The sequence below is a fragment of the Brenneria rubrifaciens genome (assembly GCF_005484945.1).
GTDB classification, from domain to species: Bacteria; Pseudomonadota; Gammaproteobacteria; order Enterobacterales; family Enterobacteriaceae; genus Brenneria; species Brenneria rubrifaciens.
Genome location: NZ_CP034035.1, coordinates 557,970 through 578,530, shown reverse-complemented (window position 1 = coordinate 578,530; position 20,561 = coordinate 557,970). Strand labels below are relative to the sequence as shown.

Annotated in this window: 18 protein-coding genes and 1 pseudogene; 1 reads left to right on the top strand and 18 read right to left on the bottom strand. The window is 55.6% G+C overall.

Going from position 1 to position 20,561, the window contains the following annotated elements:
- Window positions 1–24: 24 nt before the first annotated feature.
- The 16 genes and pseudogenes from EH207_RS02800 to EH207_RS02725 form a co-directional block, all read right to left on the bottom strand.
- A complete protein-coding gene (locus EH207_RS02800) occupies window positions 25–984 on the bottom strand; it encodes a type II secretion system F family protein (protein ID WP_137712636.1) in 960 nt (319 codons plus the stop codon).
- A gap of 19 nt (window positions 985–1,003) precedes the next feature.
- Window positions 1,004–1,984: a type II secretion system F family protein gene (locus tag EH207_RS02795; protein WP_137712635.1), complete on the bottom strand. Its 981-nt coding sequence runs from the start codon at window positions 1,982–1,984 to the stop codon at window positions 1,004–1,006.
- An 18-nt stretch (window positions 1,985–2,002) separates the two neighbouring features.
- The gene (locus tag EH207_RS02790) at window positions 2,003–3,406 is read right to left on the bottom strand and encodes a TadA family conjugal transfer-associated ATPase (protein ID WP_137712634.1); all 1,404 of its coding nucleotides are present in this window, start codon (window positions 3,404–3,406) and stop codon (window positions 2,003–2,005) included.
- Window positions 3,407–3,447: 41 nt separating this feature from the next.
- Complete coding sequence (locus EH207_RS02785) at window positions 3,448–4,647, bottom strand: CpaE/TadZ family protein (RefSeq protein ID WP_137712633.1); 1,200 nt, start codon at window positions 4,645–4,647, stop codon at window positions 3,448–3,450.
- A 14-nt stretch (window positions 4,648–4,661) separates the two neighbouring features.
- Window positions 4,662–5,342 (bottom strand): CpaD family pilus assembly lipoprotein, encoded by a 681-nt coding sequence (locus EH207_RS02780; RefSeq protein ID WP_246048926.1) that lies wholly within the window; start codon window positions 5,340–5,342, stop codon window positions 4,662–4,664.
- A 24-nt stretch (window positions 5,343–5,366) separates the two neighbouring features.
- On the bottom strand, window positions 5,367–6,785 hold the full coding sequence (locus EH207_RS02775; RefSeq protein ID WP_137712632.1) for a type II and III secretion system protein family protein: 1,419 nt from the start codon (window positions 6,783–6,785) through the stop codon (window positions 5,367–5,369).
- Between the two features lie 82 nt (window positions 6,786–6,867).
- A complete protein-coding gene (gene cpaB / locus EH207_RS02770; RefSeq protein WP_137712631.1) occupies window positions 6,868–7,818 on the bottom strand; it encodes a Flp pilus assembly protein CpaB in 951 nt (316 codons plus the stop codon).
- 47 nt (window positions 7,819–7,865) lie between these two features.
- Window positions 7,866–8,417: an A24 family peptidase gene (locus tag EH207_RS02765; protein WP_137715238.1), complete on the bottom strand. Its 552-nt coding sequence runs from the start codon at window positions 8,415–8,417 to the stop codon at window positions 7,866–7,868.
- A gap of 8 nt (window positions 8,418–8,425) precedes the next feature.
- Entirely contained in the window at window positions 8,426–8,650 is a 225-nt protein-coding gene (locus EH207_RS02760) for a Flp family type IVb pilin (protein ID WP_175413626.1), read from the bottom strand.
- Window positions 8,651–8,879: 229 nt separating this feature from the next.
- Window positions 8,880–10,334: a sensor histidine kinase gene (locus EH207_RS02755; protein WP_137712629.1), complete on the bottom strand. Its 1,455-nt coding sequence runs from the start codon at window positions 10,332–10,334 to the stop codon at window positions 8,880–8,882.
- On the bottom strand, window positions 10,312–11,022 hold the full coding sequence (locus EH207_RS02750) for a response regulator transcription factor (RefSeq protein WP_137712628.1): 711 nt from the start codon (window positions 11,020–11,022) through the stop codon (window positions 10,312–10,314). Before EH207_RS02750 ends, EH207_RS02755 begins: the two co-directional genes overlap by 23 nt.
- 296 nt (window positions 11,023–11,318) lie before the next feature.
- Window positions 11,319–12,965 (bottom strand): Na+/H+ antiporter, encoded by a 1,647-nt coding sequence (locus tag EH207_RS02745; RefSeq protein WP_137712627.1) that lies wholly within the window; start codon window positions 12,963–12,965, stop codon window positions 11,319–11,321.
- A 205-nt stretch (window positions 12,966–13,170) separates the two neighbouring features.
- Window positions 13,171–14,538, bottom strand: coding sequence for an NCS2 family permease (locus EH207_RS02740; RefSeq protein ID WP_137712626.1), 1,368 nt, complete (start codon window positions 14,536–14,538; stop codon window positions 13,171–13,173).
- Between the two features lie 281 nt (window positions 14,539–14,819).
- Window positions 14,820–15,755: pseudogene (puuE, locus tag EH207_RS02735) on the bottom strand (allantoinase PuuE); the annotation flags it as partial.
- Between the two features lie 57 nt (window positions 15,756–15,812).
- The gene (locus EH207_RS02730; RefSeq protein WP_137712624.1) at window positions 15,813–16,550 is read right to left on the bottom strand and encodes an aspartate/glutamate racemase family protein; all 738 of its coding nucleotides are present in this window, start codon (window positions 16,548–16,550) and stop codon (window positions 15,813–15,815) included.
- The gene (locus EH207_RS02725; RefSeq protein ID WP_137712623.1) at window positions 16,547–17,269 is read right to left on the bottom strand and encodes a GntR family transcriptional regulator; all 723 of its coding nucleotides are present in this window, start codon (window positions 17,267–17,269) and stop codon (window positions 16,547–16,549) included. The genes EH207_RS02730 and EH207_RS02725 overlap by 4 nt, the downstream gene beginning before the upstream one ends.
- 153 nt (window positions 17,270–17,422) lie before the next feature.
- Here EH207_RS02725 and EH207_RS02720 point away from each other — a divergent pair, with 153 nt between their 5' ends.
- Window positions 17,423–18,907, top strand: a complete 1,485-nt coding sequence (locus tag EH207_RS02720) for an NCS1 family nucleobase:cation symporter-1 (RefSeq protein ID WP_137712622.1) — start codon at window positions 17,423–17,425, stop codon at window positions 18,905–18,907.
- Window positions 18,908–18,985: 78 nt separating this feature from the next.
- Here the strand turns inward: EH207_RS02720 and lpxP are convergent, their stop codons facing one another.
- On the bottom strand, window positions 18,986–19,909 hold the full coding sequence (lpxP, locus tag EH207_RS02715; protein WP_137712621.1) for a kdo(2)-lipid IV(A) palmitoleoyltransferase: 924 nt from the start codon (window positions 19,907–19,909) through the stop codon (window positions 18,986–18,988).
- Window positions 19,910–20,292: 383 nt separating this feature from the next.
- On the bottom strand, window positions 20,293–20,511 hold the full coding sequence (locus EH207_RS02710; RefSeq protein ID WP_137712620.1) for a cold shock domain-containing protein: 219 nt from the start codon (window positions 20,509–20,511) through the stop codon (window positions 20,293–20,295).
- Between the last annotated feature and the right edge of the window lie 50 nt (window positions 20,512–20,561).

Here is a 20,561-nt window from a genome sequence, read left to right as displayed (position 1 = left end):
AGGCAATGTGCCGGGAAAACCTCTTTACTGAGTCAGCAACCGAATCACGCGCACCAGCGCCGGCGAAGCCATAATCGCGACAATCGGCGGCAGGATCAGCGCCATCAGCGGCACGCTGAGCTGCGCGGGTAATTTGCCCGCCTTCTCTTCCAGTTCCAGAATCAAGGTCTTACGGCTTTCGTCCGCAATGGTGCGTAACGCCTGAGACAGCGGCGTACCGTAACGCTCGGCCTGGATCAGCGTGGCGACCATACTTTCTATTTCACCGACCCGGGTTCTTTCCGCCAGATGCATCATGGCCAGCGTACGATCGGAGAGGATCTGCAATTCGGCGGCGGTATAGTGCAGCTCATCGGCCATTTCCGGCGACGACAGCCCCAGCTCTTTCGATACCACCTGTAAGACACGGCCAATCGGCAATCCGGCTTCGGCGCAGACCACCATGAGATCCAGCGCGTCCGGTACCGCCCGCGCCAGCTTCTCGCCGCGGCTGGCGGCCCGCCACTTCAGCCACCCTTCCGGCAGCATCGCGCCGACAAAAAACCCGATCAGCCCGGCGGCAATGCCGGTCATGCTCAGTCGATCGGCGGGCGGCAGCCAGCTCCACACCAGCGTCACGCCGCACAGCAAACCCACGGCGAATTTGCCCATCACCAGCCAGCCAACCGCTTCGTTACGGCGGAACCCGGCCAGATCGAGCAGGCGGCGTAAGTTAAGACGATCCCGATCGGACCCAGAGAGGCGATAGCCCTGCTGCGCTATCGGTAAAAGAATTTTTTCCAGCCAGGGAGTGATTGTTGTTCCCTGGCCTCTCAGGATAGTATCCTGAGAGGCCGCCCCTATAGGGGCGCTCGGCAGATGCGCCTGCATCCGCGCCAGCAGTTGTTTGTACTGCCGCTGACTCTGGTGAAAACGCGCAAGGTAGATCCCCGCGCCAATCAACCCCAGCGCCAGCAGTAATAAGGGGTCGCTAAATATCGTCATGTCGGCCTCTCCCTCGTCCTTAACTTATCCGCTTGACCATAAAGTGCGTCACCAGCATGCCGAGCGTGACGCTGCACAGGGCGTAGATCAGGACCGTTGTCCCTACCGGATCGGAAAACAGAAAGCTGAAATCGTCCGGGGAGCGCATGTACAGATAAGCCAGACAGCAGGGGAACAGCGCCGCCACAATTTTGGCGGACGCCCGCGCCTCAGAGGTTTTCGACTGCACTTTGAGCAGTAACTCACGCCGGGCGCGCAGGGTGGCGGACAGCCGCTCCAGCGTTTCGCCCAGCCGCCCGCCGGCTTCCTGGTTGATAATCAGGATCACCACGAAGAAACGGTACTCCGACATCGGCACCCGGCCCGCCGAGGTCTGGATCACCTGACGCAGCGGTATCCCCAGCTTCAGCCAGTGATCGATGGTTTTGAATTCATTCGCCAGCGGCCCGGTGAGATGTTCGGCCACAATCGCAAACGTGTTCGCTACCGGCACCCCCGCCCGACAACTGCGGGTAATGGCGTCAATGGCTTCCGGCAGGCTTTCACGCAGCGCTTTCAGGTGTTTTTGCAACGCGGAACGGAACAGCAACGTCCCTATGCCGATAAACAGCAGCAACGAGAAAACCAGCCCCAGCGTCAGCGGCAATAAGGTTCGCTGCCCCAGGATCATGCCAAGCGTCAGGCACAGCGCCGCCAGAATCAGCGCCCGCTGGCGCAGGTTCTTTTTCCAGCCGATAAACGCCAGTTGCGACCAGATCCCGGCCAGCCAGCGCCCCAGCAACGGCACTTTCATCAACGGCGTTTTTATCTCATCACGCAGAATGGAATCGGAAAGCGCTTGCACCGGCTGCGGCGCCACATCCGCTAAAATCCGCTGCCAGCGCTGTTCACGCTGTGCACGGCGCTGACGCGCTTTTTGCCAGGCATAAAACGCAAAGCACAGCAGCAGCACGCAGCAAAACACCAACAGCGTAATCAGATTCAGGCGTAAATCGGTCACTGGCCTCTCCTCGGTTCATTACTGCGCATCAAACAGATGCGCTTTGTCGCTGTAGAACTGCGGACGCGGGATGTGCTGGACGTAGTCGCCGGTCAGCATGCCCTGCCCGTCTTTGCCGGTGATCTGGAAAGTGAACAGATCTTGTAGCTGGATCACCTCATTTTCCATGCCGCAGACTTCGGTGATGGAGACCACGCGGCGCATGCCGTCGCGCATACGCTCGATCTGCACGATCAGGTGTACCGCGCTGGCGATCTGGCGGCGGATCGCCATCAGCGGCAACTGCATGTTGGCCATCATCACCATGTTTTCCAGACGCTGTATCGAATCACGCGAGGTGTTGGCGTGGACGGTGCACAACGAGCCGTCATGACCGGTGTTCATCGCCTGCAACATGTCGAAACTTTCCCCGCCGCGCACTTCGCCGAGGATGATGCGATCGGGACGCATACGCAGCGCGTTACGCACCAGATCGCGCTGATCCACCCGTCCGGTGCCTTCGGCGCTGATCGGCCGGGTTTCCAGCCTGATCACATGCTCCTGCTGTAATTGCAGCTCCGCGGCGTCTTCAATGGTGATAATGCGTTCGTCGCTGCCAATCTTTTGCGACAGCGCGTTCAGCAACGTGGTTTTACCGGCCCCGGTGCCGCCGGAGACAATCACGTTAATCTTCGCCTGCATCGCCTTATTCAGCACGTCGGCCATGGCGTATGACATGCAGCGGCTTTCCGCCAGCGCTTCCAGCGACAGGTTGCGGCGCATGAATTTACGAATGGAGATGGTGGTGCCGTCGATCGCCAGCGGATAGGTAATCACGTTGACGCGGCTGCCGTCCGGCAGACGGGCGTCCACCATCGGGCTGGCTTCATCGATCCGCCGCCCCACCGCCGCGGCGATACGCTGCGCGGTGTTGAAGACATGCTCTTCATCGATAAAGGTGATCGGCGAGAGCTCCAGTTTGCCGAAGCGTTCGACGAACACCTGATTGGCGCCATTCACCAGAATGTCGTTAACCGTATCATCGGCCAGCAGCGGTTGGATCGGACCGATACCGGTCATCTCATCCAGCATTTCCGCCGCGATGGTTTCTTCTTCCTGACGGGAAAGCTGCAAGCGCTGCTCGTCGCAAATCCGGCGGATCACGGTTTCGATCTGCACCAGCAGCTTATCCCGCCCCATCATGGCGGCTTTGCCCGCATCGATCTGATCGTAGAGCTGCGCGCGGATCAAACGCCGCTGGCTGGTGCGACTATCCGCCTGTCGCGTAATCGGCGCCGATGCCGCAGCCGCGCTCGGCGCGGGTTGCGCCCGGTTTTCGACCGCCGCGCGCGCTTTCAGTTCGGTCACCTTGGCGTCGGCGGAAGAGTGCGGCGCATTTTTGTGCGCCTCGCCTTTTTGCAGATTATTTTTACGAATCAGCATAGTGTGTTAACCCTTAGATCGACTGAACCGCTGGACGATGTTTATGCCCGTTTCAACCAGCGGAAAAACCAGCGTTTTTCCGCCGGGCGGGCGCGTACGCCGCAGGCCAGATCGCACAACTGGCGTAATCCTTGCTGGAAAGCCGGGGCCGCGGCAAAATTCAGCGCGCCCAGCGTTAAGCTATGCGCCAACGCGTGACCGGCGTTCGGCAGCACGGCGTCTATTTTGCGGCCGGTGAATTGCTCGAACTGCTCACGGCTCAACGGCGGCGTCCCGGCAAACCGGCTTTGGTTATGCACCAGCAGTAGCCGCTGTCCTTCGCTTTCATCGCCGATCTCATGCAATACGCGCCGAATATTACGGGCATCCTGTAACGTCAGTTCGGTCACGATGATGCGCAAATCCGCGTAGGTCAGCACATCCAGCGCGCCCGGCGGATAGCTGCTGGGTAAATCCCAAATCACCTGATTAAACATGCGGCACAGCGCGCCGCCGAGATTCAGTACGTTATCCACCTCAATCGGGCTGAGCTCGCCGAGTTCGGGCTTTTGCGCCAGCAGATGTAAACGGGGATCGATGCGCAGCATGGCGCGCTGCAACAGCCGGGTATCCAGCTCCTGCGTCGCCAGCACCGCGGCCAGCCCCGCATCGGCGCTTTGTCCCTGCAACAGCAGTTGATCGCCGTTGCGACGGTCGAAATCCACCAGCGCCACCGGTAAATGCCGCTCGCCGGACAATAGCCGGCTCAATCCCATCGCGACCGTACTGCCGCCGCAGCCGCCGCTGGCGCCAACCACCGCAATGGTGCGCCCCATGCGGGCATACTCTGGCCCGGCCTGCTGGCCTTCGCATTTCGCCAGCGTCGACGCCAGTAAATCCAGCGTGAACGGCTTGACCAGATAGTCCGCCACCCCCACCTGTAACAGCGCACGATACAAACCGACATCCTGCGCCTTGCCCGTGGCGATCACTTGCGTCGTGGGACCGCAAATGCCGAGCAACGTTTCCAGTTCAGGCAACGGCCAGTGCGCGCCTTCCAAATCCACCAGCAGGATGCGCGGCGGAACCGTCTGTTCGCACCACTGGCGCGCCGCGGCGACGCCCCCCGCCATTACCGGCACATCCGGCTGTTTCAGGCGGGTAAACTGATCGCTGAGCTCGGCGATATCCTCCCTGGCATGCACAAACGCCACCAGCGGCGCGGCCAGTTCTTCGTTGTCAACCAGGGTAATTTCGCTCATCAAATGCCACTCCCTTAGTCTTCAAAGTCAATATCGATGAGTTCCGTCACGTCATTGGCGTGGTAACGTTCGATGCTGTTCACCGCCGCCACGCCGTCCGCGTCATCCAAAGCTTTCGCTTGAATCAAATCCCGCGGTTCCGCCACCATCATCGCCAGATTGTTTTGGGTCGCGCAGCCCAGGTATCCCATGCCTTCAAACGGTTTCACCATCAGCAAATCAGGATCGTTCACCTGGCAGCGCGTGGTTTTTACCGCCAACGCTTGCGAAATCACCTCCAGATCGCCGGGCTGACCTCCGGCTGACGAGGTACGCATCAGTTTTACTTTCTGCGCATCGGCGCCGGCGTTCTTCAGCACGCTGACCAGCCGCCCCGCCATCTGTTCGCCGCGAACGGTACGCGGGATCAGCGTCAACGTTTGTTTGGCCAGCCGTCCCTGATCTTTAAGCATCACGTTGAGCTGCTTGAGCGATTCGGGCGTAAAGCCGTGTCCGTTGGGGGCCACCTGCAACGTCACCGCCAGTGAGGTGGGGCGCACTTCAATCGGCGCCAGCGCGGGCTGCTCATAACGCTGCAAACGCTGGCTGTTAACGGCGCTATCGCCGCAGGCCGCCAGCAGAAAAGCGAGGGCGCAGAGCGCCAGGCTGAATAGCGGACTGACTGACGATTGCATTGCGCTGTGTTGATTGTTCATTTTTTCACCCTTTCATCATCAGGTTCAGTAGAGGTAGCCCACAGCGCCGTAACTTGGCATCACGGAGTCCAACGTTTTGACCCCCTGCCCCGGCACCTGAAGGTCGCCCGCATTTACCGGCTCCACCACGTAAGCGGTGGCGATAATCACCAGTTCGGTTTCCTCATGACTGGCTGATTCATTTTCAAATGCCCGTCCGATAACCGGAATGCGGCTTAACCCCGGCACGCCGGTCACCGTCTGGCTGTTAGAGCTGCGCAACATGCCCGCCAGCGCAAAGCTCTGGCCGCTGGCCAGCTCCACCGTGGTATCGGCGCGGCGTACGGTCAGCGCCGGGATGGTCGATCCCCCTTCCAGCTCGACGGCCCCCACCGAGGTCAATTCACTGACTTCCGGCGCGATATGCAGGCTGATACGGTTGGCGGAGAGCAAGGTCGGCGTCATACGCAGGATCACCCCGTACGACTTGTAATCGATATTGACGTTGTTGTTGGTAATGATGACCACCGGCACTTCACCGCCGGCGGCAAAGGCGGCGGTTTCACCCGACATGGCCGTCAGGTTCGGTTCCGCCAGTACGGAAGCCATGCCCTGTTTGTTCATGGCGGACAGAAGCCCGCTGAGCGAACCTTCACTGCCGCCGACATTGGCGCCAAAGAAACTGCTGCCCTCAACACCGGTAAACGCGCCGGTGCTGGAATCATAAAAGCCGCTTACCGTACCGGTACCCAGACCGAAGTTGGCGCTGCCCCGATTCAGCGAGGCTTCCCAGTTGAAACCCAGTTCGTGCGTCAGGTTGCGGGACACTTCCACCACCCGCACGCGGATATTGATTTGCGAAGGGGTTTTGATTTTGAGCTGGTTGATGACTTTGCCGGACGTTTCGCTGCTGCCGGGCAGACCTTGTCCGCCGCCACCGCCCGCAGCAGATGAGGAGGACGCGGCGATATAGGCCTGTACGCTGTCAATCACCCGTTTGGCATCCTGCGGGGTATCGACGCTGCCGCGCACAATGACGCCGCTGGGTATCCCTGCTTCCAGTTGGATATCCGCGTTGGGGAATTCCCGCTTCAGACGTTCGCTCAGGGCTTTCAGGTCATGTTCGGAAACAATACGAATGGCATTGATGACATTGCCGTTTTCATCCATGGCATACAGCGTGGTGGTGCCGACGTTCTTGGCATAGATAAACAGATTGCCCGGAGAAGGCAGTTCGAAACTGGCGATTTCCGGATCGGCCACCAATACGCTGTCCGGTAAAGCGTCCAGTTGTAATAGACGCCCCTGATGCACCGTCATATGCACCACGTTCGTTTCAGCGACTTCGGAAATACCCGCGGCGAAAACCGTCGCAGGCATCAACATGGACAGCCAGCAGGCGGCCAGCAATCGTTTACGTGTATCCCAAAAGTCCGATTTCAAAAACAAGGAAAACATCGTCATTTACTAATTTCCGTAATGGGCTTTATTTTTTCCATGAGCAACCGTCTGGTTATTCACAGGCTGCCGGGTGAGTGGTTCCGCCCTATCGGGAGGGAAACGTCAATACATCTTTCTGTGCGCCCCGGAACACCTTAACCTGATGACCACTATCGGACAGGCCGTTAAAGATGCTGGTGCTTTGCGATAACGTGGTAACCCGCCGCGCCGCGTCCTGACGGATATCGTCCTGCCCGTCCGGCGTTGAACTGCGTAACGCCAGATGCAACATGCCGACTTCTTTCGCCACCGCCAACACCTCGGCCTGCTGCGGCGTGACCTCGACCGTTACCGTCTGGTAGCTGACAGCGCGCGATCGGCTGTTGGCGGCAGGGGTACGGCTTCGGGCTGAAGCCTCTCCCGCCGCGCCCTCTTCCAGCGCCACGTCCTGCCGGGGACGGACGTCGGTATCCGTTTGATTATTTAGCGCCAAAACGCGTAAATCGCGCACGATGGTTTGCGATGCCAGCAGCGGGAGGGCAATCGCTTGCGTACGGCTTGCCTGCAATTCAGGCTGGTCGTCTTTTTTCAGACTGAGAATGATGTCCACGCGATCGCCCGCCGCCACTAGCCCCGCGTTGCTGGCCACCGCGTTGGTGGGAATCGAGATGGCGCGCATCCCTTTACGCAACACGGCGGCGACAAAGCCCGGTTCATTGGGCTTCACCACCACATTGCTGGTCAAGGGCGCGCCTTCGGTCACCGTTTCGCGCAGCGTGGCGCCCAGCAGCAGCGTCTGGCTGTCTTTGCCGCGAATGAAATTAAACGTGCGGGATACCGGCTCCTCCGTTACCTGCCAGCGCAGCGAGGAGGCGTCCAGAAAATCGCCGGGATGCAGATCTTTGGCGGCGACCAGAACGGCTACCGGTTCCGGCGCTTTCACCGCAACCTGCTGCGGCGCAGGCGGGGGAGAGGACAAATGACTGCGCACCATCAGCGCAACAATGCCTGCCAGGATTAATGCGCCTGACAGTACATACGTAGAGTTAACTTTCATTTCAACTTGCCTACCCTATTAGGTGCGTCTTAAAAACGGCGATAGCATTAAAACAAGGGAAAAACCAGGACGTACATCGCGCCGAACGCAATCGCGATACCGTAGGGGATACCCTGTGAAAGATCGGCAGGCAATGCGGGCGGAATCGGTAACCGGCTTTTAAATATCCGGTTGGCGGTTTGAATACCTATAGCGATCGCGGCCGGTACGGTATTGAGCAATGGCAGACCCAGCGCCAGCACGCCCCCCGCCAGAGCGGTTATCATGACGAAAACGATCTGATGCCCATGTCCCACCCACAGACACAACACGCTCATCAGTTTTACGTCGCCCGCGCCGAGCCTGCCGGTGAGGAAAATTAAAAAACCGACCACCAGCACGACAACGGCTCCCGGCAACGCCCACAGCACCTGATGCAGTTTCACCACATCAATCCGACCGGACTGCAACACATCCAGTACGCTGAAAGCCAGCCAGCCCAACAATAAAATCAACACCGCCTGATTGGGGATCTTTCGTGCTAACAAATCGGTACTGACGCACCACAACAGGCATCCTGCCAGTAACGCTGTTTGCACTCCCTGCGCGTAATACACCATCACTGGCTTTATTTCGCCGTCCCTGATGCATTGGAACCACTGGTGCCGGCGCCGGTAATCTGATCGGCGATTTCACTGAATTTTTCATTCAGCGCCTGAACAAAGATCCCGTCACTGCCAAAAATAGCGCCGATCGCCGCCGCCATCGCCGCGGCAAGAATGCCGTATTCAATTGCCGTCACACCGCTTTCATCGCGCAGGAACGCGCGCAATTTAGTTTTCATCGTATCCATGGGAGGGTCTCTTATCTCTAGCCAAATGAACCATGGCAAACACCGGGCGCCATGATGCGAATAACTGAAATAATGAGTCTTATTATCAGCTACTACAAGGCGCGGAACATTAATATTCGTTAATCTTTCCATACAGAAAATTACCATTGAAAATCAAATAGTAATATATCCAACGTCTGAGGATGGCAGGGATTAATATGCAGGATTTAGGTAGGGGTATTCGTCCTCGTTAACAACGGGTCAGACACAGATAAACATTGAGCCCGGGATAAGAGGATTCCAGAGTGAGCCTTCCGTTATGCAGATCGGCAATCGCCTGTACCAGGGACAAACCGAGTCCATAGCCCGACTGCTGCCAGGTTTCCAGCCGCTGAAATCGCTGTAGGGCTTTCTCATGCTGGGTCGCCGGAATACCCGGCCCGCGATCGGCGACGCTGAGGGCAATCCAGCCACGGTAGAGCGTAACGCCCAGGGTGACCTCTTTTCCCTGAGCCGCGTACTTGAGGGCATTTTCCACCAGATTCGCCAACGCCTGAAACAGCAAGGCGCGATCACCGAACAACTGGATACCCGCCTTGATTTCCACCTTGATCTGACAGCCGCGCGCTTCCGCCAGCGGCTGATAATATTCGGCGACTTCTTCCAGCAACTGTCGCGCTTCAATGTGTTCGAACTGATGCACACAGCGCCCGCTTTCAATTTCACCAATGCGCATCACCGTGCGGAACAGGCCGAGAATTTTGTGGACTTCCTCAACCGCCAGATTCAGCTCTTCACTCACTTCGCCATCCAGTCCGGCGCGTTCCGTCAGATTGAACAGACGGTTTTGCAAATGGGTCAACGGAGTTCGCAGCTCATGGGCGATATGACTGGAGGTACTGCGAACCTGCTCCATCAGGCGTTCAATGCGTTCCAGATTCTGATTGATATCTTCACTCAGCTTGTCGAAGTCATCGCCGTAAGGTGACAACGGCATGCGCACCTGCTGCTCGCCGGTGCTGTAACGGTGCAGCGCGGCACGGATTTTCTCGACGCTGCGCAAGCTCCTCAGGCTGAAATGACGGCTGACAAACAGGCAGAACAACAGCACGACGAACAATCCGGCCCCCGCCACCAGCGGGATGGTTCGCACCCGCTCCAGCATCGGCTTGATATTGTAAGCGGTAAACAGCACGGCGCCATCGTCCAGCTTGACGGACAGACCAATCAGATTGGCGTCGCTTTTACTCGACAGCACCGCTTTCAGGCAGGCCACATCCATCCGGCACTGCGTGTTTTGCACATTATTCAGCGGATGGTTGCGATATAAAATATCGCCGTTTTTATTGGCCACCAGAAATAGCGGTAATTCATCGTTTTTAGCCAGATTGTCCTGCCGAAGTTGAGTGATCAGGTTATTTGCATTACTTAAACGCGATTGCATGGAGTAATCATAAATATTACCCAGAATAACTTCACGGACATGCGTTCTGACTAACGTTTCACTCAATGAACTGAAACCGATAATACACATCAGCATCATCAGCAAAAATAAAAAAACAATGGTAATCGCCTGCCGGAAATTAGAGGTGCATAAAAAGCCGGGATATTGGCTTGCCCCTATTAATTGCCGGTGTTTTATTTTTATCTGCCAGCGACGCCCCAGCTTCTTTATTTTTATTTTATTCAGCGTGGCTGCCAACATCTGTTTTATCCTTATCAATAGAGCCTAACGCGTACCCCATTGATCTGAGCGTTTTAATCAACGGTCGCGGGAAACCTTTATCAATTTTCGCACGCAGTTTTGACATGTGTACGTCAATCAAATTGGTTTGCGGATCGAAATTGTAGCCCCATACCCGCTCCAGCAGCATGGTGCGGGTTATCGCCTGACCGGGATTTTCCATAAGAATGATCAACAACTTGATTTCTTTATCCGTCAGATCGATACGTTGACCGCCGCGCCATGCCACCCGTTGCAGGCGATCAAGTTGCAGGTCTTCGAATATCAGGAGAGAGGAGTCGTCCGTATGGCGTTTACCGCGCCGCGCCATAATATCCAGACGCAGTCTTAATTCATTAAAATTAAAAGGTTTGCCCAGGTAATCTTCCGCGCCGAGTTCCAACCCCATTACCCGATCAACATCCCGGTCTAATGCGGAAAGCAGCATAATCGGCGGATGACGCGATCCCTGTAATTCACGCAATACGGTAAATCCGTCCATAATCGGCAACATTCTATCCAGCAGAACCACATCATAAACTTCATCTTTTATGGCTTTTAATGCGTGTTCGCCATCATGAACCATACGGCATGAATGACCGTGCGAATGTAATTTAGAACCCAGCCAATGGCACAATACAGAATCATCATCAACCACCAGTACGCGCATAACTTTCCCCTACCAGACGTGGCCTATTCACAGATTTAATATATGGTTAATTTATTATTTTCAGTCCGTCCTTGCACGCTGCGAAATGTCGCAGGCGAAACACAAGCAAGAAATTAGTATCAAAGGTTTTTTATTTGGATAATAACAATCATTATCATTTAGTGACAAGTCATTTACAATCAAGGCAGCGGTTTTGACCGTGTAAGGATTTAGAAAAGCGCCCCACCGTCTGTACGATGGGGAAGCAACAGGAAATAAAAAAATCAATAAAATGCTGGAGTAAGGATTCAACGCGCCTACTCCCGCTCGATCAGCACCGCCTCCAGCAAATCCAACTCGCGCAGCATTTTTTGCAACGTTTCATTGCTGATTTGCTGGGTGGCGCGCAGGTGATACAGCTCCGCACGCTCCGAATTCAGCGCCGTCAGGCGAAAACGCCGCTCCAGATTTTCAATCAGCAAACTGTTTTCCAGATTGTCTTTATCCACCACCCGCCGCCGCAGGTTGCCGATGACGCGAGCGCTGACTTCTTTCAGCACCTGCTCATCAATATTTTCCTCGCGATCCGCGGCCAGTCGTTCTTCCATTTTATGCAGACTGTTGATGGCTACTTCCGCCGTGGCGACCCGCGCCATGCGCTCCTCTTTGGCATAAGCCGCTTTATCCGCCACCACCATCCCCCGCAGCAACAGGGGTAACGCCAGTACGCCGCACAACAGGGAGAACAGGATAACGCCGGTGGCAATAAACACCAGTTGGTAACGTGACGGGAACGCGGTGCCGTCGGTCAATAACAGCGGGATAGAGAGCACGCCGGCCAGCGTAATCGCCCCGCGTACGCCGGCGAACGAGGCAATCCACAGTTCACGCGTCGTGAATTCGCCAAACACCATCGGCTTTTTTTTCTGAATATGCATACTGTATCTTTTCATCACCCACAGCCAACTGAAACGCAACAGCAGCAGCGCGACGTAAATGATGGCAATGTCGGTAAACAGCATCCAGGTTTCAACGGTGGGGTCCAGCTCCGCCTGCGTCACCGAGGTTTCCAGTATGCCCGGCAGTTGCAGCCCCAGCATGATGAACACCATGCCGTTAAACACAAACTCCAGCATCGACCAGACGCCGTTCGCACGTAATCGCATCGCCAGCGGCGCATGGCGGATCACCCCGGCCTGGCCGATAGTCATCCCGGAGGCGACGGCCGCCAAAATGCCCGATACGCCAATGTGTTCCGCAATCAGGTAGGCGGCAAAGGGCAACAGCAGCATTAATACAATTTGTGTGGCCGCGTCACCGCCGCTCCAGCGGCTGATGATGCGTAGGGATTTACTGTACAGCCAGGTGACGGCGACACCGGCCAGCAAGCCGCCTGCCGCCACCTGAAGGAACGCCAGTGTCGCGCCAGACACCGTGAACACCATCGTGCCCATCGCAATCGCTACCGCAAACTTCAGCGATACCAGGCCAGAGGCGTCATTCATTAACGCTTCGCCCTGAAGAATACCCATTAGCTTTTTCGGAATACGATCTTCACCCACAATGCCGGACAGCGCCACCGCATCGGTCGGCGACAGTACCGCGGCCAGCGCGAAGGCGGCAATCAACGGCATGCCCGGCACCATCCAGTAGATGAAATAACCGATGCCCACCACGGTAATCAAGACCAGAACCAGCGCCAGACCAAAAATCTCCCGGCCATGTTTCAGAAATTCGCGGGTCGGTGTTTTCCAGCCATCCGCAAACAGCAGCGGCGGGATAAACAGCACCATGAACAACTCGGGGTTGAAATCGACATGCAAACCAAACTGGGGCCAGGCGAGTATGGCGCCAACGGCGATTTGCATTAATGGCAGAGGTATTTGAAAAGGTAAAATTCGCGTAACCACACCTGATAGAGAAACCATCAGGGTTAGAATAAGAATAGTAAAAAAGATTTCCATGCTTTCCTTAGACTATCTCCTACAGCATTAAAAAAAGACAGGTTATCTCCTCCCGTCATACCTTAAAACGCTCTCCCATATTTAACGCGTTTACCAAGGCATTAAAATGAATTTTTTAACGGAAAAAGATGAAATTTTTGAGTAAAAATCGGGAAAAGCGCTGGGATAATACAGCCTTCGGGACGATACCCGAAGGCCCGTCAGGTTACAGCGCCCAACCACCGACGTAGAACACCGCCAGCGCGATGGCAATAAGCACCGTCCCGACGTTCAGTTTGCGCCATTCGCCGGAGAAGAGACGGCCAAGCACCAGTGAACCAAAACCCAGCATAATACCGGTCACGATGTTACAGGTCAGTACGATAAACACTGCGCACACCAGGCCGGACATCGCGTCAACAAAGTCATCAAAATTCAGTTTGGACACGTTGCTCAGCATCAGCAGGCCAACATACATTAGCGCTGGCGCCGTCGCGTAGCCCGGCACCAGATAAGACAGCGGGGACAGGAACAGGATCAACAGGAACAGCACGCCGACCACGGTAGCGGTCAGGCCGGTTTTGCCGCCGGCGGCCGTACCCGCAGCCGATTCAATATAAACTGCGGCGGGCGACGTTCCCACCAGGCTGGAGAAAATGCTGCTGACGGAGTCAGACGTCAGCGCTTTGCCGCCGTTGATGATCTGTCCGTCTTTATCCAGCAGATTTGCCTGACCCGCCACCGCACGGATTGTGCCGGTCGCATCAAACACCGCCGTCATGACCAACGCCAGTACGCTTGGCAAGACCAGCGGCTGCAACGCGCCCATGATATCCAGACTGAAGATCAGAGACGTGCCGTCCGCGCCAGTCAGACTCGGCAATGCAAAAAACCCCTGATATTTCACATTGGGATCGAAAATCAGCCCCAAAATGGAAATCACAATAATAACCAGCAAGATACCGCCGGGGACGTGACGTTTTTCCAAGCCGATAGTCGCTGCCAGCCCCAACAACGCCATCGTGACCGGAAACGAGGTAAAATCCCCCAGCGCGACGGGCAGACCATCGATGGGATTTTTTACCACCAGACCAATGCCGTTGGCGGCGATAATCAACAAAAACAGGCCGATACCAATACCCGTACCGTGCGCTACCCCAAGCGGAAGATTACGTAAAATCCAGGTACGGACCCCGGTGGCGGAGATGATGGTAAACAACACCCCCATCAGGAAAATCGCCCCCAACGCGACCGGTACGCTAATCTGCTGGCCCAGCACCAAGCTGAAGGCGGTAAACGCGGTCAGGGAGATGGCGCAACCGATGGCCATCGGCAGATTGGCCCACAAGCCCATCAGTAATGAGCCCAAACCGGCAACCAGACAGGTTGCGACAAATACCGCGGTCGGCGGGAAGCCCGCTTTCCCCAGCATGCCCGGCACGACGATAACCGAGTAAACCATCGCCAGAAACGTGGTCAACCCAGCCAGCACTTCCTGCCGCACGCTACTTCCCCGCTGCGTGATTTTAAAAAATGCGTCAAGCGCGCCATGCGGACGCGCCGCACTATCAGCCAGACGTGTGGTATTTGACATGGTGGTATCCCCTGATAGGTCATAAGGTAAATCGTGACGGTTCACGCTGCCTCAGCGCGGCTGATGCGCCGTGAAACCCTGCGGTCGGACGTGCAAACGGCTCGCTCGCCGAATGCCAAACCACAAAATGTCGCCGGGTCAGTTGAAGCCAACGATTATCCTGCTTCACCCGCGATTATTTCAACAGCTAATAAGAACTATTTACTTCTGTCGCCTTCATCATGGCGATACGGGCAGGGCGGCTTGTCTCTTCCGCGCGGTGACTGAACCAGAGCAGGGTCTTGATAAGGATGCTGCCGACACCAGTGTTCCGCAATATCCTGGCGACGACAAATCCATACCCGATCATGCTGCTGAATATAATCGAGAAAACGTTGCAACGCCCGAAAACGCCCAGGCCGTCCAAGTAAACGGCAGTGCATGCCGATTGATAACATTTTCGGCGACGTTTCCCCTTCGGCATACAACACATCGAAACTGTCTTTCAGGTAGGTAAAAAACTGATCGCCACTGTTGAACCCCTGCGGTGAGGCAAAACGCATGTCGTTGGTTTCCAACGAATAGGGAATGATGAGATGCGGTCGGCTCTCCCCATTGGCGAGTATTACCGGCATCCAGAAAGGCAAGTCGTCCCCGTAATAGTCACTGTCATACAAAAATCCCCCCTGCTCCACCACCAATTGGCGGGTATTGGGGCTGTCGCGGCCGGTGTACCAACCTAGCGGCGGTTTACCGAACAGTTCCGTCAACGTGTCCACCGCACGTTGCATATGCTGCCGTTCGGTTTCGATAGCCATATTCTGATAGTGAATCCAACGCCAGCCGTGGCTGACCACATCGTAATTCGCGGACATCATGGCTTCCACAACGGCGGGATTACGCGCCAACGCCATCGCGACGCCAAACACCGTCAACGGTAATTCACGACGTTGAAATTCCTGATGGATTCGCCAGAAGCCTGCCCGCGAACCGTACTCGTAGAGCGAATCCATCGACATGTGGCGATCGGGATAGCTGGCTGCCCCGATGATATCGGAAAGAAATTGCTCTGAACCGGCATCGCCATGCAGAACATGATTTTCCGCGCCCTCTTCATAGTTCAGCACGAACTGTACCGCGATCCGCGCCTGCCCCGGCCAGTTGGCATGCGGCGGCTTACCGGCATACCCCAGCAAATCACGTGGATAGCCGCTATCCATTCCCGATTGTTTTTTCATCACTCGCTCCTTATCACGGCGCAATGACGGCGACTGAACCGTACATTGTGACGTCGCCTAACGTAGTGGGCTGAACATACCGCTCAGCGGCTTGGCGAGAGGATAATCCAGATCGCCGCGTTTACTGGTCGTAAGTCCCAGCGACACCAAAGATTCGATCAGTTTGACGGCGGCGCTGACGCCATCAATCACCGGCATACCCAATTCTTGCGTAAGTTCCCACGCTAGATCGGCCATGCCGCCACAGCCCAGTACGATAGCGCCGGTATCGCACCCACGACTGGATTGTATACAAAAATCCCGCACTTTGTGTCGTGCCGTACCTGCCCCCTCCTCCAACGCCAGTACCGGCAGATCGATCGCATGCAGCCCGGCGCAGTGATGCTCAAAACCATAACGTTGGAGTAGATGGCGGGCAATAATCAGCGTGCGCGGGAGCGTAGTGACAATCGAAAAACGCGTCGCCACCAGCGTCGCCATATGCATGGCGGCTTCTGCGATCCCCACCACCGGCGCACTGGCCAGTTCACGGGCCGCCAGCAGGCCCGGATCGCCAAAACAGGCGATCACATGCCCCTGAACGCCCCGCGCTTTCCCCTGCTTCACCTGCTCCAGTACGCCAATCGCCGCAATCGCCTCATCAAAATGCCCCTCGATCGATGGCACGCCTTGCGATGGGCTGACGGCGATAATTTCCGTCCCCGGCGCCGCAACGCGACGGGCGGCGTCGCCGATCCTCTCGGTCATGGCGAGGCTGGTATTCGGGTTGATGACCTGAATGACGCACGCACTCATGCTTTACGCTCCTTTAGGTGCCCAAACAGACGAGCGAAATCAGGCTCGGCCTCTTCATCCCGATCAAAACGCAGACTAGAGACAATATCGGCAAAGTGGCGCCGCATATGGCTCGACAGGGCCTCGACCTTTTTCTCTCGCAGTAAAGTGAGAAGATCGTGATGATCGTAACAGCGGCATCCCTGCTGCCACGGCGCGCCATAGGCGGCAATGACCAGCGAAGAGCGCAGGGTGAGCTGCGACACCATTGCCGTCAGCACCGCATTACCGGAGATAGCCTGTAACTGAATATGAAAGGCGGCGGACAGACGGATCGCCTCCGGGCCGTTTTGATCGCGATGGGCCTGCTGTTCCAACTGTATCAGTTTGCCCAGCGCCGCCAGATGAGGAGGCTGGCAGCGCTCGGCCACCTGCGTCAAGTTTGCGCACTCCAGTATGCTGCGCGTTTGGAAGATATCCTGCGCTTCTTCCACCGATGGCGTGGCGACATGCGCACCACGTTTGGGCGTTAAGGTGATCATTTGCACCGTGGCAAGACGTTGCAGCACTTTTCTGATCCCGGTGCGGCTGACGTCAAATACCTCTGCCAGCGCCTCCTCCGGCAATTTTGTTCCCGGCAATAACTGATGTTCAACCATCGCATTTAACAGAGCGTGATAAATAACTTCATCTTTTTGTTCAATAAATGCGGCTTGATCAAGTCCATAGGTATAGTTCATCGTTTTTTTTTCTCATCGTCATATCATTATCAAATCGTATACATGAAAAATATAAATTGTATACAAGAAATAAATTCTGGCCTGGTTCATGCAACACCTTTTGCATACATCAGCATCATTTATTTTCGACGGTCATCAAAAGGAGCAGATTCCATGCCAGAAAATAGTACGGTAGATAATGAGGCACAGGCGCATTACAGCCCCCGGTTATGTAATGAAGATCTGGCTCCTACCCGCGTCCAAACCTGGTCCTGGTACAACATTTTTTCGTTCTGGATGTCTGATGTCCACAGTATGGGGGGCTATGTCGTCGCCGCAAGCTTCTTCACACTAGGGCTGGCGAGCTGGCAGGTGCTGTTATGCCTGTTGGCGGGAATCTGTATCGTACAACTGTGCGCCAATCTGGTGGCGAAACCCAGCCAGATCAGCGGCGTGCCTTATGCGGTGGTTTGTCGTCAGGCTTTCGGCGTCTTCGGCGCCAACATCCCGGCGGTTATCCGTGGCCTGATCGCCTTCGCCTGGTATGGCATTCAGACCTATCTTGCTGCCAACGCGCTGATGCTGGTGCTGCTAAAGTTCTATCCCTCGCTCGTACCGCTGACACAAAGTCATTGGCTCGGCCTCTCCGCGTTGGGGTGGATCTGTTTTAGCGTGATGTGGCTCTTGCAAGCCATGGTGTTCTGGCATGGCATGAGCGCCATTAAACGCTTTATTGATATCGCCGGACCGGCGGTCTATGTCGTGATGCTGGCGCTGGCCGGTTGGATCGTTTACAAAACCGGACTGGAAAATATTTCGTTTACCCTCGGCAGCAAAACGCTGACTCCCGGTGAGCAGACGTGGCAGATGATCACCGCAACGGCGTTGGTGGTTTCCTATTTCTCCGGTCCATTGCTCAACTTTGGCGATTTCGCGCGCTATGGCAAAAGTATGCAGGAAGTTCGCCGTGGCAATCGCTGGGGGCTGCCGTTTAACTTCCTGCTGTTCTCAATCGTTACCGTGGTGATCGTTTCCGGCACGCAGTCGCTGTTTGGTCAAATGATTACCGACCCGATTGAAACCGTCAGCCGCGTAGGTAACAGCGTTGCGGTCGCCCTGGGCTTGCTGACCATGATTGTCGCTACTATCGGGATCAATATCGTCGCGAACTTTGTGTCTCCGGCGTTTGATTTCTCCAACTGCTCACCACAGCGTATCAGCTTTCGCACCGGCGGGATGATCGCCGCCGTCGGCTCCGTGCTGCTGACACCGTGGAATTTGTTTCAATCACCGGAGCTGATTCACTATACGCTTGATGTGCTGGGCGCTTTTATCGGCCCGTTGTTCGGTATTCTGATGGCGGATTTCTATCTGATAAAAGGAGGAAAAATTCATGTGAATGATTTATTCGACGCCACGTCAAAAGGACGTTACTGGTATCGCGGCGGCTTCAATCCAAACGCGGTGATGGCGCTGTTGCCATCCGTCGCCATCGGCCTGTTCATCAGCTTTACTCCCGGATGGAACGCCGTAGCGAACTTCAGCTGGTTTATCGGCGCTTTTCTTGGCGCGGGTTGCTATCGCTATCTGGCGCGCCGTGAGAGAGTCGCGGCGCCCGAACGCACCACAATGCGCGAATTATTACTGCGCAAAGATTAAGGTTGTCCGCACTGTTTCTGCACACCTTATCTGCCTGACTGAGAGTGTAAAGGGGGGCGGACCAGCTTGAAATCATGCTCAGGCGTAGAGCGAACCATCCCCTGACGGGCGGGTTTTAAAACGACGGTGCAGCCAGAGATATTGTTCCGGCGCACGCATGATTTCACGTTCGATGACCTTATTCATATAACACGCGGCTTCCTGCTCATCGTGATAGGGGTAACCCTGAAGTTCCGGTTGTATTACCAGTCGATAGCCAGAGGCATCGGGGTTACGTATCAATACCGTGGTGATCATGGCGGGGTTTGCCAGACGAGCTATTGTAAACGTCCCGCTGGTCGTCGCCGCTTTCTTGACTGCAAAGAACGGCGCGAACACGCTGCCTTTAGGACCGTAATCCTGATCGGGAGCAAACCAGACCGCTTCGCCGCGTCGCAGCGCGTGCACCATGCCGCGCAGATCCTTGCGGTCGATCATCGCTTTGTTGGAGCGGGAACGTCCCCAGGTCTGAACCCTCTCCATCACTTTATTGTTGTGTGGGCGATACATCGCCATCATCGGCTGACACAGCCCCATCACCCTGCCGCCCAGCTCCAGCGACATGAAGTGAATACCGATAACCATGACGCCACGATCTTTGGCACAGGCCTGCTGTAAGTTTTCCAACCCCGATACATCAAACCATCGGCGCACGCGGCGATCAGGCCAAAACCAGGCCATGCCGGTTTCAACCAGCGCCATTCCCAACGAGGCGAAATTGCTGACAATCATCGCTTCACGCTCTTCAACAGAAATCGTGGGAAAACAGAGTTCAAGGTTGCGCCGTGCGATGGACGCGCGTCGTTTCAGAACAAAGCGTGATAAGCGTCCCGTACTACGGCCGACTTTCATCAATAGCGGGTAAGGCAGTTGTACCAGCAGGAACAAAAAGCCAAAACCGAGCCAGGTAAGCCAAAAGCGCGGGTGAAATAATGACCGGGTAAATCGTTGTTTAATCTTCATGAGGCTCATCTTTAAATGGTCAACGTAAGTACCGCAAAAAGAATCGCTCCGCTCCTATCGCGCTACGTCTATGTGACACTCTCTAATCATTATCGTTGCAAAGGTATATGTAATTAACTTTGATCGGCGCAATTGCAGGGTTAACACCAGGATGAAGCTGCGGATCATTATGAGGGGATCATGGATAGTACTCGAACCGACCAGTCTGAAGGGCTGAAGAGTCGCACATCCATACCCGAATTCACAGGAGGAAAGAGTGATAAACATGCAAATAATTAAGCCCCTCAGAATCTCTGAGGGGCTTAACACATAATCAGTTATCTTCTGTGACGATCGCTGGCAAAAGCAACAAGGCCGGCTCAGCACTCATCATCAAAAGAGGATTAGATTACGGAAACGTTCACCGCTGATGGGCCTTTCTGACCGCTTTCAACGTTGAATTCAACTTTCTGGCCTTCGTCCAGGCTTTTGTAATCGTTACCCAGGCCTAAAATGGCAGAGAAGTGAACGAAAACATCTTTGCTGCCGTCAGTCGGGGTGATGAAACCAAAACCTTTACCAGCGTCAAACCATTTTACCAATCCAGTCATTTTATTAGACATAGAGAATTTCCTTTATATATTTAGATAGCCACTATAGGGCGGAACGGGTC

Bases quoted from the DNA above. Each gene is read 5' to 3' on its own strand.
- cpaB (WP_137712631.1), bottom strand. From the start codon at position 7,818: ATGAAAGTTAACTCTACGTATGTACTGTCAGGCGCATTAATCCTGGCA.
- lpxP (WP_137712621.1), bottom strand. From the start codon at position 19,909: ATGAAGATTAAACAACGATTTACCCGGTCATTATTTCACCCGCGCTTT.
- EH207_RS02800 (WP_137712636.1), bottom strand. From the start codon at position 984: ATGACGATATTTAGCGACCCCTTATTACTGCTGGCGCTGGGGTTGATT.
- EH207_RS02740 (WP_137712626.1), bottom strand. From the start codon at position 14,538: ATGTCAAATACCACACGTCTGGCTGATAGTGCGGCGCGTCCGCATGGC.
- EH207_RS02710 (WP_137712620.1), bottom strand. From the start codon at position 20,511: ATGTCTAATAAAATGACTGGATTGGTAAAATGGTTTGACGCTGGTAAA.
- EH207_RS02790 (WP_137712634.1), bottom strand. From the start codon at position 3,406: ATGCTGATTCGTAAAAATAATCTGCAAAAAGGCGAGGCGCACAAAAAT.
- EH207_RS02720 (WP_137712622.1), top strand. From the start codon at position 17,423: ATGCCAGAAAATAGTACGGTAGATAATGAGGCACAGGCGCATTACAGC.
- EH207_RS02775 (WP_137712632.1), bottom strand. From the start codon at position 6,785: ATGACGATGTTTTCCTTGTTTTTGAAATCGGACTTTTGGGATACACGT.
- EH207_RS02765 (WP_137715238.1), bottom strand. From the start codon at position 8,417: ATGGTGTATTACGCGCAGGGAGTGCAAACAGCGTTACTGGCAGGATGC.
- EH207_RS02745 (WP_137712627.1), bottom strand. From the start codon at position 12,965: ATGGAAATCTTTTTTACTATTCTTATTCTAACCCTGATGGTTTCTCTA.
- EH207_RS02750 (WP_137712628.1), bottom strand. From the start codon at position 11,022: ATGCGCGTACTGGTGGTTGATGATGATTCTGTATTGTGCCATTGGCTG.
- EH207_RS02785 (WP_137712633.1), bottom strand. From the start codon at position 4,647: ATGAGCGAAATTACCCTGGTTGACAACGAAGAACTGGCCGCGCCGCTG.
- EH207_RS02780 (WP_246048926.1), bottom strand. From the start codon at position 5,342: ATGAACAATCAACACAGCGCAATGCAATCGTCAGTCAGTCCGCTATTC.
- EH207_RS02755 (WP_137712629.1), bottom strand. From the start codon at position 10,334: ATGTTGGCAGCCACGCTGAATAAAATAAAAATAAAGAAGCTGGGGCGT.
- EH207_RS02730 (WP_137712624.1), bottom strand. From the start codon at position 16,550: ATGAGTGCGTGCGTCATTCAGGTCATCAACCCGAATACCAGCCTCGCC.
- EH207_RS02725 (WP_137712623.1), bottom strand. From the start codon at position 17,269: ATGAACTATACCTATGGACTTGATCAAGCCGCATTTATTGAACAAAAA.
- EH207_RS02760 (WP_175413626.1), bottom strand. From the start codon at position 8,650: ATGGATACGATGAAAACTAAATTGCGCGCGTTCCTGCGCGATGAAAGC.